The following is a 20,943-nucleotide window of genomic DNA, read 5'->3' as shown; positions in this document are numbered from 1 at the left end:
TGACGCGGGGCAAACATGCGCAAACCTTACTTGATCATCGCAGCAGGCGGCACCGGAGGACATATGTTCCCGGCACAAGCCTTGGCCGAGGTCATGCTGCGTCGGGGCTGGCGGGTCAAACTGTCCACCGATGCGCGCGGCGCGCGCTACACGGGCGGGTTTCCCCATTCCACCGAGATCGAACAAGTGGCCAGCGCCACGTTCGCGCGCGGCGGTCTTTTGACTAAGGCACTGGTGCCAGTGCGGGTGTTGGGGGGCGTGCTGTCAATGTCGTGGCGGATGTTGCGCGACAGGCCGGACGCGGTGGTCGGGTTTGGTGGCTACCCGTCGATCCCGGCGCTTGGCGCGGCATGGCTGTTGCGGCGTCCGCGGATGATCCACGAACAGAACGGTGTTCTGGGGCGCGTGAATGCGATCTTCTCCAAACGTGTGGATCATGTGGCGTGCGGCACATGGCCCACCACGCTTCCCGAGGGTGTGAACGGTATACATGTCGGCAATCCGGTGCGATTGGCCATCAAGGACCGTGCCGGGGCTGCTTATATTTCGCCCGGCGATTACCCGATGTCGATCTTGGTGATCGGCGGGTCGCAAGGCGCGCGCATCCTGTCTGACGTGGTACCGCCCGCGATTGCGTCGCTGCCGCTGGAAACGCTGCAACACCTGCGAGTCAGCCATCAGGCCCGTGACGAAGATGGGGACCGCGTTGCCAGCTACTATGCCGAACAGGGGGTTAATGCGGACGTGCAGCCGTTCTTCAATGATGTGCCAAACCGCATGACCGAAGCGCAGCTTGTGATCTCGCGCTCGGGCGCGTCAAGCGTGGCAGACATTTCCGTCATTGGCCGCCCGTCGATCCTTGTGCCTTTCGCCGCCGCCACTGGCGATCACCAGACCGCAAACGCGCGCGGGCTTGTCGAGGCGGGCGCGGCGATCTGCATTCCCGAAAGCAAGCTGACCGTGGACAGCCTTGCCCAACAGCTCACACTGGTTTTGCAAAACCCAGCCGCTGCTTTGCGAATGTCACAAGCCGCACTTGCGCAGGCCAAACCCGAAGCCGCGCAGGACCTTGCCGACCTGGTCGAGGTGTTGGCCGGTCACAGCTCTCAGCCCCCGGAAGGACAAGACGCATGAACGCCGCCACCAAACTGCCCGTTGATATCGGGGCCATTCATTTCGTCGGCATTGGTGGCATTGGCATGTCCGGTATCGCCGAAGTTCTGGTCAACCTTGGCTACACGGTGCAGGGATCGGATCTGAAGGCCAGCAAGATCACCAACCGCCTTGCCGATCTGGGAGCCCGTATTTTCGAAGGCCAGCGGGCCGAAAACCTGGACGGGGCGGAGGTTGTGGTTGTCTCGACCGCGATCAAACCGGGCAATCCCGAACTTGACGAAGCGCGCAAGCGTGGTCTGCCGGTGGTGCGCCGGGCAGATATGCTGGCGGAGCTGATGCGGCTCAAGTCCAACATCGCAATTGCGGGCACGCACGGCAAAACCACCACCACCACGATGATGGCCGAGCTGATGGTCGCAGGCGGTTTTGACCCCACCGTGATCAATGGCGGGGTTATTCACGCCTACGGCTCCAATGCGCGGATGGGGCAGGGCGAATGGATGGTCGTCGAGGCCGACGAGAGCGACGGATCGTTCAACCGCCTGCCTGCGACCATTGGGATCGTCACCAATATCGACCCCGAGCACATGGAGCATTGGGGTGATTTTGATCGCTTGCGTCAGGGGTTTCAGGATTTCGTGTCGAACATCCCGTTTTACGGCGTTGCGGTCTGCTGCACCGACCATGAAGAGGTGCAACGCCTTGTCGGCAAGGTCACGGACCGCCGGGTTGTGACCTACGGCTTCAACGCGCAGGCCGATGTGCGCGCAGTGAACCTGCGTTACGAAAAGGGCGTTGCGCATTTCGATGTGGCGTTGCAATCCGAAGACGATGTGATCGAGGGCTGCACCCTGCCGATGCCCGGTGATCACAACGTGTCCAACGCCTTGTCCGCCGTGGCCGTGGCGCGGCATCTGGGGATGAAGAAATCCGAAATCCGCGAGGCGCTGGCGGCATTTGGTGGCGTGAACCGGCGCTTTACCAAGGTGGGTGAATGGAACGGCGTCACGATCATCGACGATTATGGCCACCACCCGGTTGAGATTGCCGCCGTGCTGAAAGCGGCGCGTCAGGCGTCAGAGGGCCGTGTGATCGCCGTGCACCAGCCGCATCGCTATACCCGCCTGTCGAGCCTGTTTGACGACTTTTGTGCCTGTTTCAACGAGGCTGATGTGGTGGCGATTGCCGAAGTGTTCGCGGCAGGCGAAGACCCCATCGAAGGCGCATCGCGTGATGATCTGGTCGCAGGCCTGATCCGTCACGGCCATCGCCATGCCCGCGCGATCCTGAACGAGGACGATCTGGAACGGCTGGTCCGCGAACAGGCCCGCCCCGGCGATATCGTGGTTTGCCTTGGGGCGGGGACCATTTCGACCTGGGCCAATGGGCTGCCAGAGCGGTTGGGCAAGTAGGCGCGGCAGAGGATGCGTCGACGCATCCTTGGTTTTCGGTTGACCCAAAACAGGGGCTTTGCCCCTCAGCCTGCGGCCTTACCCACGGATATTTTTTTGAACAAGAAAAGACGAGGAGGCTGCGCTGTTCTGGGCGCGGCTTTCCTTTGGTTTGGGCGCGCGGTAGGTCTGCTGCCTATTGGGATTGGCAGGGGTGAATTATGGAACTGAACGCGGATTTTACCAAGCGGGTGGTGGTGCATTCGGCGCAAGCGCCTTGGGTGGCGTCGCCGATGGCCGGGGTGGATCGGCGCATGCTGGACCGGATCGGCAACGAGGTCGCGCGGGCGACCTCGATTGTGCGTTATGCGCCGGGCAGTCATTTTTCTGCCCATACGCATACCTGCGGCGAAGAGTTCATTGTCTTGGACGGCGTGTTTCAGGACGAGCATGGCGATTACCCGGCAGGCACCTATGTGCGCAATCCACCGACGAGTTCTCATACGCCGGGGGCCGAGGCGGGGTGCACGATTTTCGTGAAGCTTTGGCAGTTCGACCCGCAGGACCGAACGCAGTTTCGCAAAGACATGGCGGCAGAGCTTGGTTCGGTTGAGTCTGGCGTGGCGCGGGCAGAGTTGCACCGTGATGCGCGGGAGGTGGTGTCTTATCTGGTGGCAGAGGCCGGGGCGCGGCTTGGTGACCAATCACCCGGTGGGATGGAGATCCTCGTGCTGGAGGGCAGTCTGAGCGATGGTGACGACATTTTGCATCCCGGGTCGTGGCTGCGCCTTCCAGACGGCTTGGCTTTGCAGGCCAAGGCTGGGCCGGAGGGTGCCAAGCTTTGGATGAAGACCGGGCATTTGCCTTTTGCGACAGCCCCTGTCGTTTGATGGCTGCGCACGCCCCAGTTGCAATCGTGGGTGGCGGTCTGACCGGGCTGGCCGTGGCGCAGCATCTGCATGCGGCGGGTGTGCCGTTTCGTCTGTTTGACGCGCGCGACCGATTGGGGGGGCGCATCAGGACCGAGCATCTGGGAACGGACGGGTTTGATCTGGGGCCATCGTGGTTCTGGCCCGGCCAGCCACGCATGGCTGCTTTGGTGCAGGCGCTTGGGCTTGAGGTGTTCGAGCAATATGCGACCGGTGCCTTGCTTTACGAGACCGAACAGGGCGGCGTGATCCGCGATCGTGGGATGTCGTCCATGCAGGGGTCTTTGCGCGTCAAGGGCGGTATGGGCGCGATTGTTTCAGGTCTTGCAGCAGGTTTGCCAAAGGGCAGCCCCGAGACGGGGCGGACGGTTGTGTCGGTGTCGGATGCAGGGGTGCTGGGCTTTGCGGATGGCGGCAGTTTTGAGGCGGACAAAATCGTTCTGGCGATGCCGCCTCGGATTGTAGCGGGGCTGGGTTTTGTGCCGGTGCTGACATCTGAGGTCGATGCCGCATTGCGCGACATCCCGACATGGATGGCCGGACACGCCAAATGTGTCGCTGTCTATGACGTACCGTTCTGGCGTCACGACGGGTTGTCAGGCGATGTCATGAGCCGCCGTGGCCCAATGGTAGAAATCCATGACGCCAGTGCAGGGGACCGTGGCGCGCTTTTTGGCTTTCTTGGTGTGCCAGTGGCACAGCGTGCGGGGCAGGGTGACACCGTGGCGCAGGCCTGTGTGGCGCAGTTGACGCATCTGTTCGGACCTGAGGCGGCCAAACCGGTGGCGGTGTTCTATACCGATTGGGCCGAAGAGCTGCACACTGCGGTGCCGCGCGACCAAGACCCCCTGACGCATCATCCGGCCTACGGTCGGCCTGTATCCTTGCGGGCACCGCTGGGCGCGCGGATCTTTCTGGCTTCAACCGAACTCGCCCCGGAGATGGGTGGGTTCCTTGAAGGAGCGCTGGCCGCAGCGGACGAGGCGGCGCGTTGGGTTCTTGCGCGCTGAGTGCGTTTCCACAGGATCGTCTTTGCAGCGTCCTTATTTCGCCCAGAAAACAGTGTTAACGGGTGTCTACGTTTGAAAGTCCAGCACCAGAGCGCGGCTTGATCCTGCTTTGGTTTGGGGTTGCGCCCTGCTGCGGTCTTTCTGAAAGCGCCCGACAGGCCAAGTGGTGGAGAGCCTTGACGATGAGTTATTCCCTGAGTGCGGCCTGTTGCTGGATCATCCTTGCGGCCATTCTTGCGGCGATCCCGTCGAACGACAACCATTGGCGGCGGGCCTATCTGTTGATGATGCTGGGCGCACCGATCCTTGTCTGGGTCTATGTCCAAGAGGGCGTCTGGTGGGGGCTGGTCTTTACTGTGGCGGCGGCAAGCGTGTTTCGGTGGCCGCTGCGGTATCTTTTTGCGTGGATGGTGCGGCAGGTGACGCGCCGCGCCGATTGAGGCTTTACGCCCCGCGCGCCATTGGGCAAAACGCGGGGCATGATCCATTTGCCTGATGTGCGCGGCACGCTGACCCGCGACAAACCCCTGTCCGATCTGACCTGGCTGCGCGTCGGCGGGCCTGCGGATTGGCTGTTCCAACCTGCCGATCCGGACGATCTGCGCGCCTTTCTGGCAGCGCTTTCAGCTGATGTGAAGGTGTTTCCCATGGGTGTTGGGTCAAACCTGATCGTGCGCGATGGTGGATTGCGCGCTGTGGTGATCCGAATGGGGCGCGGCTTTAACCAGATTTCCATTGAGGGTACGCGCGTGACGGCTGGTGCGGCGGCGCTGGATGCACATGTGGCGCGCAAGGCGGCGGATGCGGGGGTGGACCTGACATTTTTGCGCACCATTCCCGGTGCGATTGGCGGCGCGGTGTGTATGAATGCAGGCTGCTACGGGTCTTATGTGGCAGACCATCTGATCGAGGTGCGCGCGGTCACGCGGGCGGGTGATCTGGTAACGATCCCCGCGGCAGAGCTGCATTTGGCCTACAGGTCGAGCGATCTTCCCGAGGGTTGGGTGATCGTGGAGGCGGTCTTTGACGGCGCGTCCGCAGACCCGGAAGCACTGCACGCGCGCATGCAAGACCAGCTTGCCAAACGGGATGCGACCCAACCCACCAAAGACCGGACCGCAGGCAGCACGTTTCGCAATCCGGCGGGGTTTTCCTCGACCGGGGGGGCGGATGATGTGCATGACCTCAAGGCGTGGAAGGTGATCGACGACGCCGGGCTGCGCGGCGCAACGCGTGGCGGGGCGCAGATGTCGCCCAAACATCCGAACTTTCTTGTCAACACCGGCGGCGCCACAGCCGCAGAGCTTGAAGGATTGGGTGAAGAGGTGAGAAAAAGGGTTTTCCAACACTCTGGAATAGAGTTACAGTGGGAAATCAAACGCGTGGGTGATCCGGCGGATCACAATGCGCGACTGGACGAGGGATAAACCCTTGCAGGTGAAGGCGGTGCACCGGGCAGGTTGCACAACATAATCAAGGGGCAAAGCCCCGGCAGAAGTGGGGGTATACCCCACGATTTGAGGCGATCTTGGGTATGTCGAGCAGGGCAAACCCGAAAGTGGCAGTATTGATGGGTGGCCCCTCGGCGGAACGCGAGGTGTCGTTGTCGTCAGGGCGTGAATGCGCGGCCGCTTTGCGGGACGAAGGATTTGAGGTTCACGAGGTCGACGCTGGCCGTGATCTTGCATCTGTGTTGTCTGCCCTTTCCCCGGATGTGTGTTTCAATGCCTTGCATGGTCGCTGGGGCGAAGATGGCTGTGTGCAGGGAGTGCTGGAATGGCTCGGCATCCCTTATACCCATTCGGGCGTTCTGGCCTCGGCATTGGCGATGGATAAGGAACGCACCAAGGACGTGTATCGCCGTCACGGCTTGCCCGTGGTTCAAAGCGTTCTGGCGTCCCGCGATGACGCGCGCAGCCGCCATGTTTTGCCACCGCCCTATGTGGTCAAGCCGTATAACGAGGGCTCGTCTGTTGGCGTCTACCTTGTGAACGAGGACGCGAATGGTCCGCCGCAATTGTCCGACGACATGCCCGAGACCGTGATGGTCGAAGCGTTTGCGCCTGGCCGTGAATTGACGACCACCGTGGTTGGGGATCGGGCGCTGTGCGTGACCGATATCCTGACCGAGGGATGGTATGATTACGATGCGAAATACAAACCCGGCGGATCGCGGCACGTGTTGCCTGCGGATGTGCCGGACGAAATCACAGCCGCCTGCATGGACTATGCCGTTCGCGCGCACATCGCGCTGGGCTGCCGGGGTGTGACCCGCACTGATTTCCGCTGGGATACGGCCAGAGGTCTGGATGGGCTCATTTTGTTGGAAACCAACACCCAACCGGGCATGACGCCCACATCCCTGACACCCGAACAGGCGGCGCATACAGGCATGAGCTTTGGCGCCTTGTGCCGCTGGATGGTGGAGGATGCGTCATGTCACAGATGACCCCGCGCCCCGACCCCGCGCCGTCACGGTTGAAGTACCGGATGGAGCGGCTCATGCTGACGCCGCTGTTTCGGGTGCTGCTGCGGTTCGGGCTGCCCTGTCTTTTGACCTTTTCGCTGGCGACATGGTGGCTGTCGGTTGACGACAACCGGATGAAGATCGTTGACACCTTTGCAGATCTGCGGGCCCAGGTGGAAAGCCGTCCTGAATTCATGGTCAACATGATGGCAGTTGATGGGGCCACTGATCTGGTGGCTGAAGGCATCCGTCAGATGTTGCCTTTGGATTTTCCGGTCAGTTCGTTTGATCTGGATCTTGAGGCGATGCGCGAAACGGTTGTTTCGCTTGATCCGGTGAAATCAGCACGGCTTTATGTGCGGCAGGGCAATGTCTTGCAGGTGGATGTGGTCGAACGCATGCCGGTCGTGCTGTGGCGCAATGATCGCGGATTGCAGCTTTTGGACAATGAGGGTGTTCTGGTCGGGCCTGCCTTTGTGCGGGCAGATTGGCCGGAACTGCCCCTGATCGTCGGGGACGGGGCAAATACCCGCGTCACCGAAGCGCTTGACCTTGTGTCAGCGGCAGAGCCTTTGGCCGCGCGGTTGCGTGGCTTGGTGCGGATGGGGGAACGGCGCTGGGATGTGGTGCTGGACCGGGATCAACGTATTCTTCTGCCTGAGGCGGATGCGATACAGGCACTGGAGCGCGTGATCGCGATGGATCAGGCGGTCGACATGCTGGAGCGGGATCTTGTTGCAATCGATCTTCGGTTGCCGAACCGGCCCACACTTAGAATGACAGACGGAGCGGTGCGCGAGTTGGTGCGTATCCGTGCGATCGAAGCAGGGGAAGCAGCGGAATGATCGAGCTTTACGAGTCTCAACGGGCAATGCGGAATATACGTCGAGCAGCGATGCAGCGAGGAGTGATTGCCATTCTCGACATCGGCAGTTCCAAGATTGCCTGTCTGGTGTTGCGGTTTGATGGAACAGACCGGGGCATCGAGAGCGACTCGATTGGCTCGCTCGCGGGGCAGTCCGGCTTTCGGGTGATCGGTGCCGCGACGACGCGGTCACGCGGTGTGCGCTTTGGTGAAATCGATTCCATGGGCGAAACCGAACGTGCCATTCGCACCGCTGTCCAAGCCGCCCAGAAGATGGCGCAAATCCGTGTGGATCACGTGATCGCAAGCTTTGCTGGTGCAGATCCACGCAGCTATGGCCTTGCGGGGCGGGTCGAGGTCGCGGGCACGACGGTCGATGAACAGGATGTCGCGCGCGTGCTGTCCGCCTGCGATGTGCCGGATTACGGGCATGGCCGCGAAGTGCTGCACGCGCAGCCGGTGAATTTTGCGCTGGATCATCGCAGCGGCTTGATCGACCCGCGCGGGCAGATTGGTCAGGAACTTGCCACGGATATGCACATGCTGACAGTGGATGCGATGGCGGTTCAGAACCTCGCCCATTGCATGAAGCGTTGTGATCTTGAACTCGCGGGGATTGCCAGCTCGGCCTATGTGTCGGGTGTGTCGGCGCTGGTCGAGGACGAACAGGAACTGGGCGCCGCCTGCATCGACATGGGTGGCGGATCAACCGGGCTGTCCATCTTCATGAAGAAGCACATGATTTATGCCGATGCTGTGCGCATGGGCGGCGATCATGTGACCAGCGATATCTCTATGGGGTTACAGGTTCCGATGGCCGTGGCCGAACGGATCAAAACCTTTCATGGTGGCGTGGTGGCCACGGGTATGGATGACCGCGACATGATCGAAATTGGCGGCGATACCGGCGATTGGCACCATGACCGCCGGTCCGTCAGTCGTGCGGAACTGATCGGGATCATGCGCCCAAGGGTCGAAGAAATCCTCGAAGAGGTGCGGGCGCGGTTGGATGCCGCCGGGTTCGAACACCTGCCCAGCCAACAGATCGTGCTGACCGGTGGCGCAAGCCAGATCCCCGGACTGGATGGATTGGCGACCAAGATTCTGGGCCAGCAAGTGCGCTTGGGGCGCCCGATGCGCGTGCACGGCTTGCCACAGGCGGCGACCGGGCCGGGATTTGCCAGTGCCGTTGGCCTGTGCCTGTTTGCGGCGCATCCGCAGGACGAATGGTGGGATTTCGAAATCCCTGTAGACCGCTATCCGGCACGGTCGCTCAAGCGTGCGGTCAAATGGTTCCGCGACAATTGGTAAGACCCGGTCGACGGATCAACCTCTTGATGTAAAGCAAGCCAGGTCTGACAACGCTGTCCGACCTGGCTTTGGCTTTATGGCTTGATGTAGGTGTAGCCCTGCATTTGCAGATGCGACAGCTCTGCCACGCCGCTTGGCACGATATCTTCCTCGAACACATCAAACAGATCGTTCTCATAGGAAATCTTGCGTCCCTGGAGCGTGTTGTTGCAGACATGGATCGCCACGTTCTGACCCTTGAGTTCAAGCACCTGACCTTGCAGTGCCTCGTTGCTCATCGCGGCCGACAGAACGCCAAGCCCGTTGCCGTGCAGGACCAGCTTGATGTCCATGTTTTCGGCACCCACGGCGTTGATGTGGTTTTGCATATTGCGCAGCGCGCCACGATAGGCGCGGTCGTCTTCGCCACCGTCATAATTGATATGGTAGACAACCTTTTGCTTGCCATACCGCTCTTGCGCGTCGGCGTCGGTGGTTGCGGCAAAGATGCCGAACATGGCAACAGCGCAGGCCAGTACCAGTGATGTCAGATGCTTCATGTGGTCCTCCCAGACTTTCTTGGGCTGCATTCTGCCGCCCGCAGTCCATTGTGGCATGGTGGGGCCCACAAGAACACCTCGGGAGAACCACGGGTTTGGGCGCAAGCAGACCGGGGAGATGCCTAGGGTGCGCTGCCTCAGGTCGCCAGCGCGACAAGCTGGGTCGAAGAGCGTGCGTCAAACTTCTTGAGTAGGTTGGCGCGGTGAAACTCGACTGTTTTGGGACTGATCTTGAGCTTTTGGGCAATCTCTTTCGACGAATATCCCTGCGCGATGTAATCGAGGATCTGGTGTTCGCGCTTGGTCAGGATGGGGCGTGTCTTGTCGGTGTCTGGTGCACTGAGATCAAGCGATGCGTCTTCGTCCGCGCGGCCTCGAACCTGACGGTACAACAGCAGTCCCAATGCGGCGACCCCCGTTGCAACCAAGGCCAGCAGGGGGATAATGCCTGTCATCGTCTGCCAGATGGATCGCGTTTCGACACGGTGCTCAAACGCGTGTTTCAAGTCGGTTGCCGTTGTATAGGAAACGGGAGAGGACCAGAAATTGCGCAACCGCATATCTTGGGCAAGCGGCGCGGTCTTGGACTGGAGCAGGGCAAGTGCTACGGCATCCCGCAGGTCGGCATCGACGGCCGCCAACGCGGCAAACGGCCATTCGGGGTAAAGCCGCGTGCTTGTCATGTCATCATGCGTGAAGGTGACGTTGGTGTTGAGATAGACAAAATCATCTTTCGCATAGGTCCCTTCGGCCAGAACCCGCTCCATCAATCCGCTGCGGATGATCCCGATATCAGCTTGTCCGGTGGCGACGCGGTCAATGACGCCGTCCATAGGGAACCCCACAAAATCGAGCGATCTTGTGTCGGTGAACAGGTTGATCTGTGCATTGTCAAATTCGCGCCATGCAAGTTGAAAACCGCCAAACGCCATTTTGTCGACGGCGACGACAGTTCGGTCGCGCGCATCTTTCAGCTCGGCGATACCAGAGCCGGCGCGAGCAATGATCAGGCTGCCGAATTCGCTGGAATAGGTGCCATCGCTGCGTTGCACATTGCGGGTGGCCAGCACGCTCATGGCGTGATCGTGGGTGAGATCCACAAAATGGCCCGGATTTGTGAGGACGAAATCAACCTGCCCACGCGAGATCTGCGAGGACGCGGATGCGAGCGTCATCGGGACCAATTCGAATTCGTAGAGTGGGATGGCAGCATCTAGATACCGCTTGAGCCCGTGCCAGCGCACCAATGCGTCTTCGTAGCCCAGATAAGCAAGCACACCAATGCGCGCCTGCGACCCCGCAGGTTGCGCAAGGCAGGCTCCTGTGCCCGATACGGTCAGGCACACAGCAGCGATGATTGCTCTGAGCATTTTCTCCTCCTGCGGGATTTATAGGCGGAGCGGTGTCAATGGCGCAATCGCGCACTGGCAGTGGTCCGGTTTTACCGTTTCATCCGGGGCGCTGGAATCAGCTTGTCCGACCCAGTCCTCTCTGGATTGGTGACTGCGTATGTGGTAGTGTTCCAAAAAGTAAAGGCAGACCCGAGCAGGTCATAAACATGAATAAATTCAACTCCCCGCTTTGCGCGGGGTGATTCCCGTCGCCTTGTGGCTAGATGAGCTTTATCCGCTATATATCGACAACTTGGCGAAATTCCGCGATCTTCCGACAGTTTTGGCCCATATTTGGGGGCGAAACCATGTTTTTTGCGTGACGTTCGCGCCTCTGGACGATAATACTAGTAGGAATCGGTGCAGAAAACGTCCCGAACGGGGCTGAGACAGCAGGCGGACAAACACATGACTTTGAACCTTTCGGTGCCCGGACAGGAAGAATTGAAACCCCGCATCACCGTGTTCGGTGTTGGTGGTGCTGGCGGCAATGCGGTCAACAACATGATCGACAAGTCCCTTGAGGGCGTCGACTTTGTAGTGGCCAACACAGACGCTCAGGCGCTTCAGCAAAGCCGTTCGACCAGCCGCATCCAGCTTGGGGTCAAGGTCACCGAAGGGTTGGGCGCGGGCGCCCGAGCCACGGTTGGTGCAGCCGCCGCTGAAGAAAGCATCGAACAGATCGTCGATCATCTGGCCGGTGCACACATGTGCTTTATCACGGCTGGCATGGGGGGCGGCACCGGGACGGGTGCTGCACCGATCATCGCACAAGCGGCCCGAGAGCTTGGTGTTCTGACGGTCGGTGTTGTCACCAAGCCGTTCCAGTTCGAGGGCAACAAGCGGATGAAGCAAGCCGAGGAGGGTGTCGAAGCGCTCCAGAAGGTTGTGGATACGCTGATCATCATTCCGAACCAGAACCTGTTCCGTCTGGCCAATGAGAAAACCACTTTCACCGAAGCGTTCAGCATGGCGGATGACGTGCTGTACCAGGGTGTCAAAGGCGTGACAGACCTGATGGTGCGTCCGGGCCTGATCAACCTCGACTTTGCCGACGTTCGTGCGGTCATGGACGAGATGGGCAAGGCGATGATGGGCACAGGCGAGGCCGAGGGCGAAGATCGCGCCATTCAGGCCGCCGAAAAGGCCATCGCAAACCCGCTGCTGGACGAAATCAGCCTGCGCGGCGCAAAGGGTGTTCTTATCAACATCACCGGCGGTCACGACCTGACGCTGTTCGAACTCGACGAAGCAGCGAACCGCATCCGCGAGGAAGTGGACACCGATGCAAATATCATCGTTGGCTCCACGCTGGATGATAGCATGGAGGGCATGATGCGCGTCAGCGTTGTGGCCACAGGCATCGACGCGGTCGACGTGCATTCCGAACTTCCGGTGCCGCGGCGCTCTCTGGCCACACCTTTGACGCAGACAACCCGCGTTGAAGATGCTCAGAACATCGAACGCGAGGCCCCCGAGCAGGTTGCAGCACGCAGCAGCGAAGAGCCTTCCTTGTTTGGGTCTATGGACACCGAGCGTCAGGCCGCCAAAGAGCAAATGGAAACCATCTTTGAACGCGAACAGCCACGCCAGCAAGCTGCCCCTGATGATGGTCTGCCGCCGCCCGCGTATCGCCCGCAGGTTGCCGAATTCAACCCGCGTGAAGACAGCATTGAAGCGGACCCCGAACAATTCGTGGCCCCCCGTGCGCCTGCACCGGGCACACCAAGCGCCGAAGCACTGGCCAGGTTGCAGGCTGCTGCATCCCGTGCGCGCCCTGCACCCGGTGCCCGCCCCAGCATGCAAGTCGAGCCGGAACCGGCTGACAGCGAGCGTCCTCGTTTCGGTATCAATTCGCTGATCAACCGGATGACCGGCCATGCCCAGCAACCCGAAACACCCGCGCGCCGCACACAGCCGCCAGTCCATTCTGCGGCTGCTGCACCTGCTCCGGCTCCGTCACAAGAGGTCGACGAAGATCAGGAGCGGATCGAAATTCCCGCCTTTCTGCGCCGTCAAGCCAACTAAAACCGCGCATAGTCTCCTGAAAAACGCCCCCGATTTCGGGGGCGTTTTTTGTTTTGAAACAAAGAATTGGCATCTTTGGCGGGAATCCGCCGATATGTTTCGGGCGCGTGTTTCAGCCCGTTACAATCTTTGATTTGAGACCAGATAGGTCAGGGCGTATCACCTATTCCGAAGCGGGGCGTCTCGGACGTGCGCGCAAATCTTGAGGGTTCCTTGCAAACAACCGTTCAGTCAACAGTCCGTTTCTCGGGTGTCGGATTGCACACCGGCCTTCCTGTGGCTTTGGTGGTGTGCGCAGCACCCGTCGATCATGGAATCGTGTTTGAACGCACCGATATTCGTTTGGGCAATGCCCGCATTCCGGCGCGGTATGACTTTGCCGAACACTCACCGCTGTGCACTATGATTGTGAACGATGCCGGCGTGTCGGTATCCACCATCGAACATGTGATGGCAGCCCTTGCTGGCTGCGGTGTGCACAATGCGCTGATCAAGATCGATGGTCCTGAAGTGCCGGTTCTCGATGGCAGTGCTGCACCTTTTGTGCGGGGCATTCTTGCCACGGGTGTGAAACGCTTGGCCGCGCCGATCCGCGTGATCGAAGTGCTCAGCATGGTTGAGGTACATACGGCACAAGGTTGGGCGCGGCTTGGTCCGGGCGGTGGTCTGACTATGGATTTCCACATTGATTTTGCGGACAAGGCCATCGGCAAGCAAAGCAAATCGCTTGATCTGGCCAATGGCACCTTTGTGCGTGAACTGTGCGACAGCCGCACGTTCTGCCGCGCAGCCGATGTTGCGGCGATGCGCGCTGCGGGCAAGGCGCTTGGCGGCACAATGGAAAATGCGGTGGTTGTGGATGGCGACAGCGTTTTGACCCCGGGTGGGTTGCGCCATCACGACGAAGCGGTGCGTCACAAGATGCTGGACGCCTTGGGTGATCTGGCCTTGGCCGGTGCGCCTTTGTTGGGTCATTACGAAGGCCACAAGGCCGGGCATACGCTCACGAACATGTTGCTGCGTGAATTGTTCGCAACGCCCGACGGCTACCGCATCCGAGAGTGCAACACCGCGCTTGCCGCGCGTCTGCCCGGTGCCGGTGTTGAGGCGTGCGAAATTCCCGCAGTTGCATAAGTTCTGCGTTTGGGCGAATGAATGGGCCAAAGACAGGTGTCTGGTGCAGGGTCAAACGTATGTGAGTCTAAAGGCGTTTTGCCTCGGGATTTAATGTGCTAGGACCGGATGCAGACAAGTGGCACACATAGCCACGGCGATGAATCGAAGGTGACGGGCATGGCAGCGGGCAGATACGCAAGAGCTGTGATCGGAGCGGGGCTCTTGATTGTAACGCTGACCGCGTGCAGCGATGGCGAACGCCCGGGTTTTGGACCCGGCGGCGTTCCGATTGAGAATTTTACAGCACAACAAATCTTTGAACGTGGCGAATTCGAACTCGACCGCAGCGATCCCGAAGATGCGGCGTTCTACTTTTCCGAGGTGGAACGGCTTTATCCCTATTCAGAATGGGCCAAGCGCGCGGTGATCATGCAGGCGTTCGCCTTTCACCAGAACAAAGACTACGAAAACAGCCGAGGTGCCGCGCAACGTTATATCGACTTTTACCCGACCGACGAAGATGCGGCCTACGCGCAGTACCTTTTGGCCCTGAGCTATTATGACCAGATCGAAGAAGTGGGCCGTGATCAGGGTTTGACTTTTCAGGCCTTGCAGGCGTTGCGCACCGTGATCGAACGCTATCCGGACAGCGAATATGCGCGGTCTTCGGTGCTCAAGTTCGATCTGGCGTTTGATCATCTTGCGGCCAAGGAAATGGAGATTGGGCGCTACTACCTACGGCGCGACCATCATGCGGCGGCGATCAACCGGTTCCGCTCTGTGGTTGAGGATTTCCAGACCACAACGCATACCGCTGAGGCGCTGCACCGTCTTGTAGAGGCGTATTTGTCGTTGGGTTTAACAGACGAGGCGCAAACAGCGGGGGCCATCCTTGGCTATAATTATCAGTCCACCGATTGGTACGAAGACAGTTTCAAGCTGTTGACAGGCCGCGGGCTTGAGCTGAAGGCGACCGGAGACAATTGGCTGCGGCAGGTTTATCGCCAGATGGTCAAGGGTCAATGGCTTTGATCGGGGGGCGGTGCGTCTGACGACGCGCCCGGTTGCACAGAATGCTGCGTGCGCTTGAAATACGAGATATGCTGATCATTGATCGGCTGGAGCTAGAGTTCCAGCCGGGCCTGAACGTGCTGACGGGTGAAACCGGGGCTGGCAAGTCTATCTTGCTGGATTCGCTTGGGTTTGTGCTTGGTTGGCGCGGGCGTGCCGAATTGGTGCGCAGCGGTGCTGATCAGGGCGAGGTGACAGCCGTTTTCGATCTGCCCAAAAGCCACCCGGCGCATGTTGTTCTTGCAGAAGCCGGTTTTGACGATGCGGATGAATTGATTTTGCGCCGGGTGAACACCGCTGATGGCCGCAAGACCGGATGGGTCAATGACCGCCGCGTGACGGGTGAAATGCTGCGCGCCTTGTCCGAAACTCTGGTGGAATTGCACGGTCAGCACGATGATCGTGGCTTATTGAACCCCAAGGGTCACCGTGCGCTCTTGGATCAGTTTGCCGGGCATGACGGGTTGCTGTCGGACGTGCGCACGGGGTGGACTGCTATGTCCAAGGCCCGCAAGGCGTTGGCTGAGGCGGAAAAGGCCTATACGGCCGCGCAGGCCGAGGAAGAATTCCTGCGGCACGCAGTTGACGAGTTGGACAAACTGTCCCCTGAGCCGGGGGAAGATGCCCAGCTTGATGCAAGACGCCGCATGATGCAGGGGGCCGAGCGCATCCGCGATGACATCGCGCGCGCCGCACAGGTCATGGGGCCAAACGGTGCCGAAGCTGCGATGGGGGATGCCCTGCGCTGGCTTGAAGGGGTCAGCGACGCCGCTGATGGGCAGTTGGACGATCCTTTGGCCGCTCTTGCCCGCGCGATGGCGGAACTGGACGATGCCGCGCGCGGCGTCTCAAGCTGTCTGGAGGCGCTGGAATTTGACCCGCACGAACTTGAGGCGACCGAAGAGCGTCTTTTTGCCCTGCGCGGTCTGGCTCGAAAACATGCAGTCGGCCCCGATGATCTGGCGGGCCTCGCCAACAATTTGCGCGATCGCCTGTTGGCCTTGGATCAAGGCGCAGACCGGATGGTCGGCTTGCAATCCGAACTGCGCGCGGCGGAAACGACCTATGCGGCGGCGGCCAATGCGTTGCGCGACAGCCGTGTGACCTCTGCGCGGCAGCTTGACACAGCGGTCTGCGCGGAACTCGCCCCCCTCAAGATGGAGCGGGCAGTGTTTGTCACTGATGTGTCTGACGCGCCCGCCGGGCCGGATGGCAGCGATGCGGTGGCTTTTACTGTGGCCACCAATCCGGGCGCACCGGCAGGCCCGATTGGCAAGATCGCTTCGGGTGGAGAGTTGAGCCGCTTTCTGCTGGCCCTAAAGGTGTGCCTGTCCGAACAGCGCGACGCTGGTCTGACGATGATCTTTGACGAGATCGACCGCGGCGTGGGCGGTGCGACCGCCGATGCTGTCGGGCGGCGTCTTGCTGCACTGGCAGATGGGGGTCAGGTGCTTGTGGTGACACATTCGCCGCAGGTGGCCGCTTTGGGTGCGCATCACTGGCGGGTTGAAAAACAGGTGGTGGATGACCAGACCACGTCGACCGTGGTGCCTTTGGACACGTCAGCCCGCGAAGGCGAAATCGCCCGCATGCTATCCGGCGACACGATCACCGCAGAAGCCCGCGCGGCGGCACGGGCGCTTTTGGTCGGTTAAGCCTGACCTCGTTTCTGAAAGAGCCGCGCCTTGTCCGTGCCCTGACACCCTCGGACACAGAGTTTGAGCGCATCAGGGGTGGACACTTAGCGCACATTGGATAACCCTAGAAAATCGAATGATTTTTGACGCGGGTTGCCCGCCCTGGAAAGGTCCGCTTGGCATGGCATCCGCTTTGCAAGGTCAGCTACAGGACATGAAACGACAATGTGCGCGTGGCTGGGATTTGCTGCGTCACAAAGGGCCGTCGCAGTTCCAGTTCTGGCTGATTGCTCTTCTCATCGGGATTGCAGCCGGGCTTGCGGCCACGCTGTTCCGGCTTGCCATCACCTATCTGCAAACAACGGTCTACGGCACACCAAGCGTTGCCACGATCCATAGCTATGCCGAAACCCTGCCGTGGTGGATGCTGCTCGCTATCCCGACGCTGGGCGGTTTGGTGGTTGGGGTCATCATCCATTACTTCACGCCGGACGGGCGGGTGCGGTCGGTCGCAGATGTGATCGAAGGTGCCGCGCTTAATGACGGCCGGGTTGAAAAGAAGGCCGGGATCGCGTCGGCGGTCTGTAGCTGGATCACCCTGTCCACCGGGGGCAGCACAGGACGTGAAGGGCCGGTGGTGCATATCGCGGCGATGATCTCGTCCTGGGTATCAAACACGATCCGGGCTGACGGCATCACTGGCCGCGACCTGCTGGGCTGCGCCGTGGCTGCTGCCGTCTCGGCCAGTTTCAATGCGCCCATTGCCGGGGCTCTGTTCGCGCTTGAGGTGGTTCTGCGGCACTTTGCCGTGCATGCCTTTGCCCCCATCGTCGTGGCCAGTGCGGCAGGCACGGTGATCAACCGTCTGGTGTTCGGCGATGTCACCGAATTTACCTTGCCGGGAACCACAACAGTTGAATTCTATCTTGAGCTGCCTGCGTTCTTTATCCTTGGGCTGCTGTGCGGTTTGGTTGCGGTGGCCATGATGCGCGCGGTGTTTCTGGCCGATGACGTGGGAACGCGGTTCCAAAGGCAATTGGGGGTTCCGCACCTTTTGCGGCCTGCAATTGCAGGTGTCCTGCTGGGCGCTATGGCGATCTGGTTTCCCCACATCATCGGCGTTGGATACGAGACGACGTCACGCGCGCTCACCGGGGCGCTGCTGTGGCATGAGGCTGTGGTGTTTGCCATGCTCAAGGTGGTGGCGGTGGCCATCACCATGGGGGGGCGCATGGGTGGCGGCGTGTTCTCGCCCTCGTTGATGCTGGGCGCGTTGACCGGGCTGGCCTTTGGCCTGATCGCAACGGGGCTGTTCCCAGATCAATCCGGCACCGCGACGCTTTATGCGCTTGCGGGAATGGGCGCTGTGGCGGCGGCAGTTCTGGGCGCACCGATCTCAACCACGCTTATTGTGTTCGAGTTGACGGGCGACTGGCAAACCGGGCTGGCGGTGATGGTGTCGGTGTCGATGTCCACCGCCGTGTCGGCGCGGCTGGTGGATCGGTCGTTCTTCCTGACCCAGCTTGAGCGGCGCAACGTACACCTTGCTGCGGGGCCGCAAGCCTATCTCTTGGCAATGTTCCGAGTGCAGGGTGTGATGCGCAAACCCAACGATCCAAACGCAGCGGATGAAGAGGCCTGCCTGACGATGATCGACCAAGGACTTTATGTCCAAGCGCAGGCAACGCTTGAGACGGCGCTGCCCTTGTTCGACAAATCAGGCGTGGCATTTCTGCCGGTCGTCAAGATGGAGGGCGATGACGATGCCCCCATTTATCAGGGGGCATTGTTCCATGTGGATGCGCTAAAGGCTTATAACCGGGCGCTTGCTGCAACGGCAGCCGAAGAGCATAGCTAACGGATCAGACCCTTTCGACCTGCACGCCGTCTTGCACATCAAAGGCCAGGTGGTCCTTGATCGCAGCAACGTCAGCCTCGGGGTCTTCGTAGCTCCAGACCGCGTTGGAGTAGGTCTTGCTTTTCGACATGATGTGGAAATAGCTGGCCTTGCCCTTGTGTGGGCAAGTCGTGCTGTGTTCCGAACTGTCGAGAAAAGCCATCGCAATGTCAGAGCGTGGAAAGTAGATGATGAAGGGCAAATCGCCCTCGGTCACTTCCAGCGCAGAGTTGCTTTCGCCGATCACGGCCCCCCCGGCGCGTACCACCCAAGTGCCTTCGGCAGGTCTGACTGAAATGTGTTTTTGCATGTTCCATCCCTTTTGAATGCGATGTACCGGGGTTAGCCGGATATTGTAAATGATTTAGGTCAGATTGGCGCGCAAGCCCGCGTCAGCCAGTGGGATACGTCGCCGTCGACCAATGGTCCGATCCGGGCAAGCACGTCGGTATGATAGCTGTTGAGCCAGTCGCGTTCAGCACGTGTCAGCAAATCAATGTCGATCAGATCGGTGTCTATCGGCGCATAGGTCAGGGTCTCAAAGCACAGCATATCCGGCACGGTCTGGCCGGGCAGGGCGGGGGCCTCTTGCACGACCACAAGGTTCTCAATGCGGATGCCGAACGCGCCTTCCTTGTAGAAACCGGGTTCATTGGACAGGATCATCCCCGGCAGGAACGGCACTGTCCCCGTGCGGGCAAGACGCTGTGGGCCCTCATGGACGCTCAGATACGACCCAACGCCGTGCCCTGTGCCATGGCCGTAATCCATGCCCTGTTCCCAAAGCGCGACGCGCGCCAGAGCATCCATGTCGCGCCCGGCAAGACCCTTGGGCCAGCGCAGTTTCGAGATGGCGATCATTCCCTTGAGCACAAGCGTGAACGCGCGCTTCTCTTCGGCACTGGCCTGACCGATGGCAATTGTGCGGGTGATGTCCGTGGTGCCGTCCACATATTGTCCTCCGCTGTCCACCAGCAACACGCCTTGGTTGACCCGGCGGTTTGTCGTCTCGGTCACGCGGTAATGCACGATCGCCCCGTTTGGCCCGGCGCCTGAAATCGTGTCAAAGCTGATATCCCGCAGGGCATTGGTCGCGGCGCGTTCCGCCTCAAGCCGGGTGACAATGTCGATCTCGGTCAGGCTGCCCACAGGCTGCTGGTCAAGCCAGCACAGGAACCGCGCCATGGCTGCCCCGTCGCGCAGGTGTGCGGCCCGCGTGCCGTCCAGCTCGGCTTGGCTCTTGCAGGCTTTTGGCAAAGCGCAGGGGTCTGCGGCATCTATGATTTCGGTTCCGGCATCGCGCAGGGTATCGGCGATGATCACCGGACACGAAGCTGGATCAATCTGCACCGGCCCCCCAAGCGAGGCCAGAACCGGCAGGAACGCATCCACCGGGGCGACACGAACCTTCGGCCCCAGGTGATCTCCAAGCTCGACCAGTTTGGCCTCGTTGATGAACAACGTCACAGCGCCTTGCGCATGCAGGATTGCAAAGCCGTGTACAAACGGCGTGCGCGGCACGTCATCACCGCGAATGTTCAGCAGCCAGCACAGGCTGTCAGGCAATGTGATAACCGCGCAAGTGGCAGGGCCAAGCGTCTGCGCAAGCCGGTCAATCTTGGAGGCATGCGCCTCACCGGTCAGATCAACGGGCTGGACAAAGGCGCGGGTGGCCGGCGGGGGGGGCTGGTCTTCCCAGATGCGGTCCACAAGATTTGCGCAGCGGCGCAAATTAACTGACCCGACGCTTGCCTCAAGATCGCGCAGTTGCGACACCGTATGCAGCCATGGATCAAAGCCGACAACGCCGTCTTGCGCTACCGCTTCGGCGATCCATTCGCCCAAGGACACCTCTGGCCAATCCACCGGCGTAAACACGTCCGCCACCTGCGCGCGCACTTGAACCCGGTAGCGGCCATCAACAAACACACCGGCGGTGTCTGCGAGTGCGACACAGAATCCTGCGGACCCGGTGAACCCGGTGAGCCACGCCAAACGGCTATCGCGCTCGGCCACGTATTCGCCTTGATGTGCATCGGCGCGCGGGATGATGAACCCGTCCAGACCCGCATCGGCCATCGCCGCGCGCAAGGCGGTCAGTCGCGGGGGGCCCTGTTCAGGTGAGGTCGCGTCGGTGAAGGTCTGAAACATATACTGGTCTTTCCATTATGTGGT

General features: G+C 60.6%; 18 protein-coding genes. 14 read left to right on the top strand and 4 right to left on the bottom strand.

From position 1 onward, the window contains the following. Positions 1-15: 15 nt before the first annotated feature. The 9 genes from ACSHXH_RS12885 (at position 16) to ftsA (ending at position 9,089) form a co-directional block, all read left to right on the top strand. Positions 16-1,134 (top strand): UDP-N-acetylglucosamine--N-acetylmuramyl-(pentapeptide) pyrophosphoryl-undecaprenol N-acetylglucosamine transferase, encoded by a 1,119-nt coding sequence (locus ACSHXH_RS12885; RefSeq protein ID WP_435672213.1) that lies wholly within the window; start codon positions 16-18, stop codon positions 1,132-1,134. Beyond that, the gene (gene murC / locus ACSHXH_RS12880; RefSeq protein ID WP_435672212.1) at positions 1,131-2,528 is read left to right on the top strand and encodes a UDP-N-acetylmuramate--L-alanine ligase; all 1,398 of its coding nucleotides are present in this window, start codon (positions 1,131-1,133) and stop codon (positions 2,526-2,528) included. Before ACSHXH_RS12885 ends, murC begins: the two co-directional genes overlap by 4 nt. A 200-nt stretch (positions 2,529-2,728) precedes the next feature. Next, positions 2,729-3,397 (top strand): cupin domain-containing protein, encoded by a 669-nt coding sequence (locus tag ACSHXH_RS12875; protein WP_435672211.1) that lies wholly within the window; start codon positions 2,729-2,731, stop codon positions 3,395-3,397. After that, entirely contained in the window at positions 3,397-4,446 is a 1,050-nt protein-coding gene (locus ACSHXH_RS12870; RefSeq protein ID WP_435672210.1) for a flavin monoamine oxidase family protein, read from the top strand. The genes ACSHXH_RS12875 and ACSHXH_RS12870 overlap by 1 nt, the downstream gene beginning before the upstream one ends. Before the next feature lie 182 nt (positions 4,447-4,628). Then, positions 4,629-4,886 (top strand): DUF2484 family protein, encoded by a 258-nt coding sequence (locus ACSHXH_RS12865; protein ID WP_435672209.1) that lies wholly within the window; start codon positions 4,629-4,631, stop codon positions 4,884-4,886. A 39-nt stretch (positions 4,887-4,925) separates the two neighbouring features. Continuing rightward, positions 4,926-5,873 (top strand): UDP-N-acetylmuramate dehydrogenase, encoded by a 948-nt coding sequence (gene murB, locus ACSHXH_RS12860; protein ID WP_435672208.1) that lies wholly within the window; start codon positions 4,926-4,928, stop codon positions 5,871-5,873. Between the two features lie 107 nt (positions 5,874-5,980). After that, a complete protein-coding gene (locus ACSHXH_RS12855; RefSeq protein ID WP_435672207.1) occupies positions 5,981-6,895 on the top strand; it encodes a D-alanine--D-alanine ligase in 915 nt (304 codons plus the stop codon). Continuing rightward, complete coding sequence (locus ACSHXH_RS12850; RefSeq protein WP_435672206.1) at positions 6,883-7,758, top strand: cell division protein FtsQ/DivIB; 876 nt, start codon at positions 6,883-6,885, stop codon at positions 7,756-7,758. Before ACSHXH_RS12855 ends, ACSHXH_RS12850 begins: the two co-directional genes overlap by 13 nt. Continuing rightward, positions 7,755-9,089: a cell division protein FtsA gene (gene ftsA, locus ACSHXH_RS12845; RefSeq protein ID WP_435672205.1), complete on the top strand. Its 1,335-nt coding sequence runs from the start codon at positions 7,755-7,757 to the stop codon at positions 9,087-9,089. Before ACSHXH_RS12850 ends, ftsA begins: the two co-directional genes overlap by 4 nt. Before the next feature lie 74 nt (positions 9,090-9,163). Here ftsA and ACSHXH_RS12840 read toward each other — a convergent pair whose 3' ends face one another. Then, complete coding sequence (locus tag ACSHXH_RS12840; protein ID WP_435672204.1) at positions 9,164-9,628, bottom strand: DsrE family protein; 465 nt, start codon at positions 9,626-9,628, stop codon at positions 9,164-9,166. A gap of 137 nt (positions 9,629-9,765) precedes the next feature. Then, positions 9,766-10,998: a PhnD/SsuA/transferrin family substrate-binding protein gene (locus ACSHXH_RS12835; RefSeq protein ID WP_435672203.1), complete on the bottom strand. Its 1,233-nt coding sequence runs from the start codon at positions 10,996-10,998 to the stop codon at positions 9,766-9,768. Between the two features lie 429 nt (positions 10,999-11,427). On the opposite strand from ACSHXH_RS12835, the gene ftsZ reads away from it, so the two are divergent. From ftsZ to ACSHXH_RS12810, 5 genes are all read left to right on the top strand, one after another. Next, the gene (ftsZ, locus tag ACSHXH_RS12830; protein ID WP_435672202.1) at positions 11,428-13,047 is read left to right on the top strand and encodes a cell division protein FtsZ; all 1,620 of its coding nucleotides are present in this window, start codon (positions 11,428-11,430) and stop codon (positions 13,045-13,047) included. A 213-nt stretch (positions 13,048-13,260) separates the two neighbouring features. Next, positions 13,261-14,181, top strand: a complete 921-nt coding sequence (gene lpxC / locus ACSHXH_RS12825; protein WP_435672201.1) for a UDP-3-O-acyl-N-acetylglucosamine deacetylase — start codon at positions 13,261-13,263, stop codon at positions 14,179-14,181. A 159-nt stretch (positions 14,182-14,340) separates the two neighbouring features. After that, complete coding sequence (locus ACSHXH_RS12820; protein WP_435672200.1) at positions 14,341-15,195, top strand: outer membrane protein assembly factor BamD; 855 nt, start codon at positions 14,341-14,343, stop codon at positions 15,193-15,195. A gap of 41 nt (positions 15,196-15,236) precedes the next feature. Beyond that, positions 15,237-16,889 carry a DNA repair protein RecN gene (gene recN / locus ACSHXH_RS12815; RefSeq protein WP_435672199.1) on the top strand — a complete coding sequence of 551 codons (1,653 nt, stop codon included), beginning with the start codon at positions 15,237-15,239 and terminating at the stop codon, positions 16,887-16,889. 196 nt (positions 16,890-17,085) lie between these two features. Further along, a complete protein-coding gene (locus tag ACSHXH_RS12810) occupies positions 17,086-18,729 on the top strand; it encodes a chloride channel protein (protein WP_435672198.1) in 1,644 nt (547 codons plus the stop codon). Between the two features lie 4 nt (positions 18,730-18,733). Here the strand turns inward: ACSHXH_RS12810 and ACSHXH_RS12805 are convergent, their stop codons facing one another. Both ACSHXH_RS12805 and ACSHXH_RS12800 read right to left on the bottom strand, forming a co-directional pair. Further along, complete coding sequence (locus ACSHXH_RS12805) at positions 18,734-19,078, bottom strand: DUF427 domain-containing protein (protein ID WP_435672197.1); 345 nt, start codon at positions 19,076-19,078, stop codon at positions 18,734-18,736. Between the two features lie 59 nt (positions 19,079-19,137). Continuing rightward, entirely contained in the window at positions 19,138-20,919 is a 1,782-nt protein-coding gene (locus tag ACSHXH_RS12800; protein ID WP_435672196.1) for an aminopeptidase P family protein, read from the bottom strand. Positions 20,920-20,943 lie beyond the last annotated feature (24 nt).

The sequence above is a fragment of the Marivita sp. genome (assembly GCF_051251565.1).
GTDB lineage: Bacteria > Pseudomonadota > Alphaproteobacteria > Rhodobacterales > Rhodobacteraceae > Marivita.
Note: the sequence above shows the minus strand (reverse complement) of the source record. Positions and strands in the feature narration are given on the sequence as shown.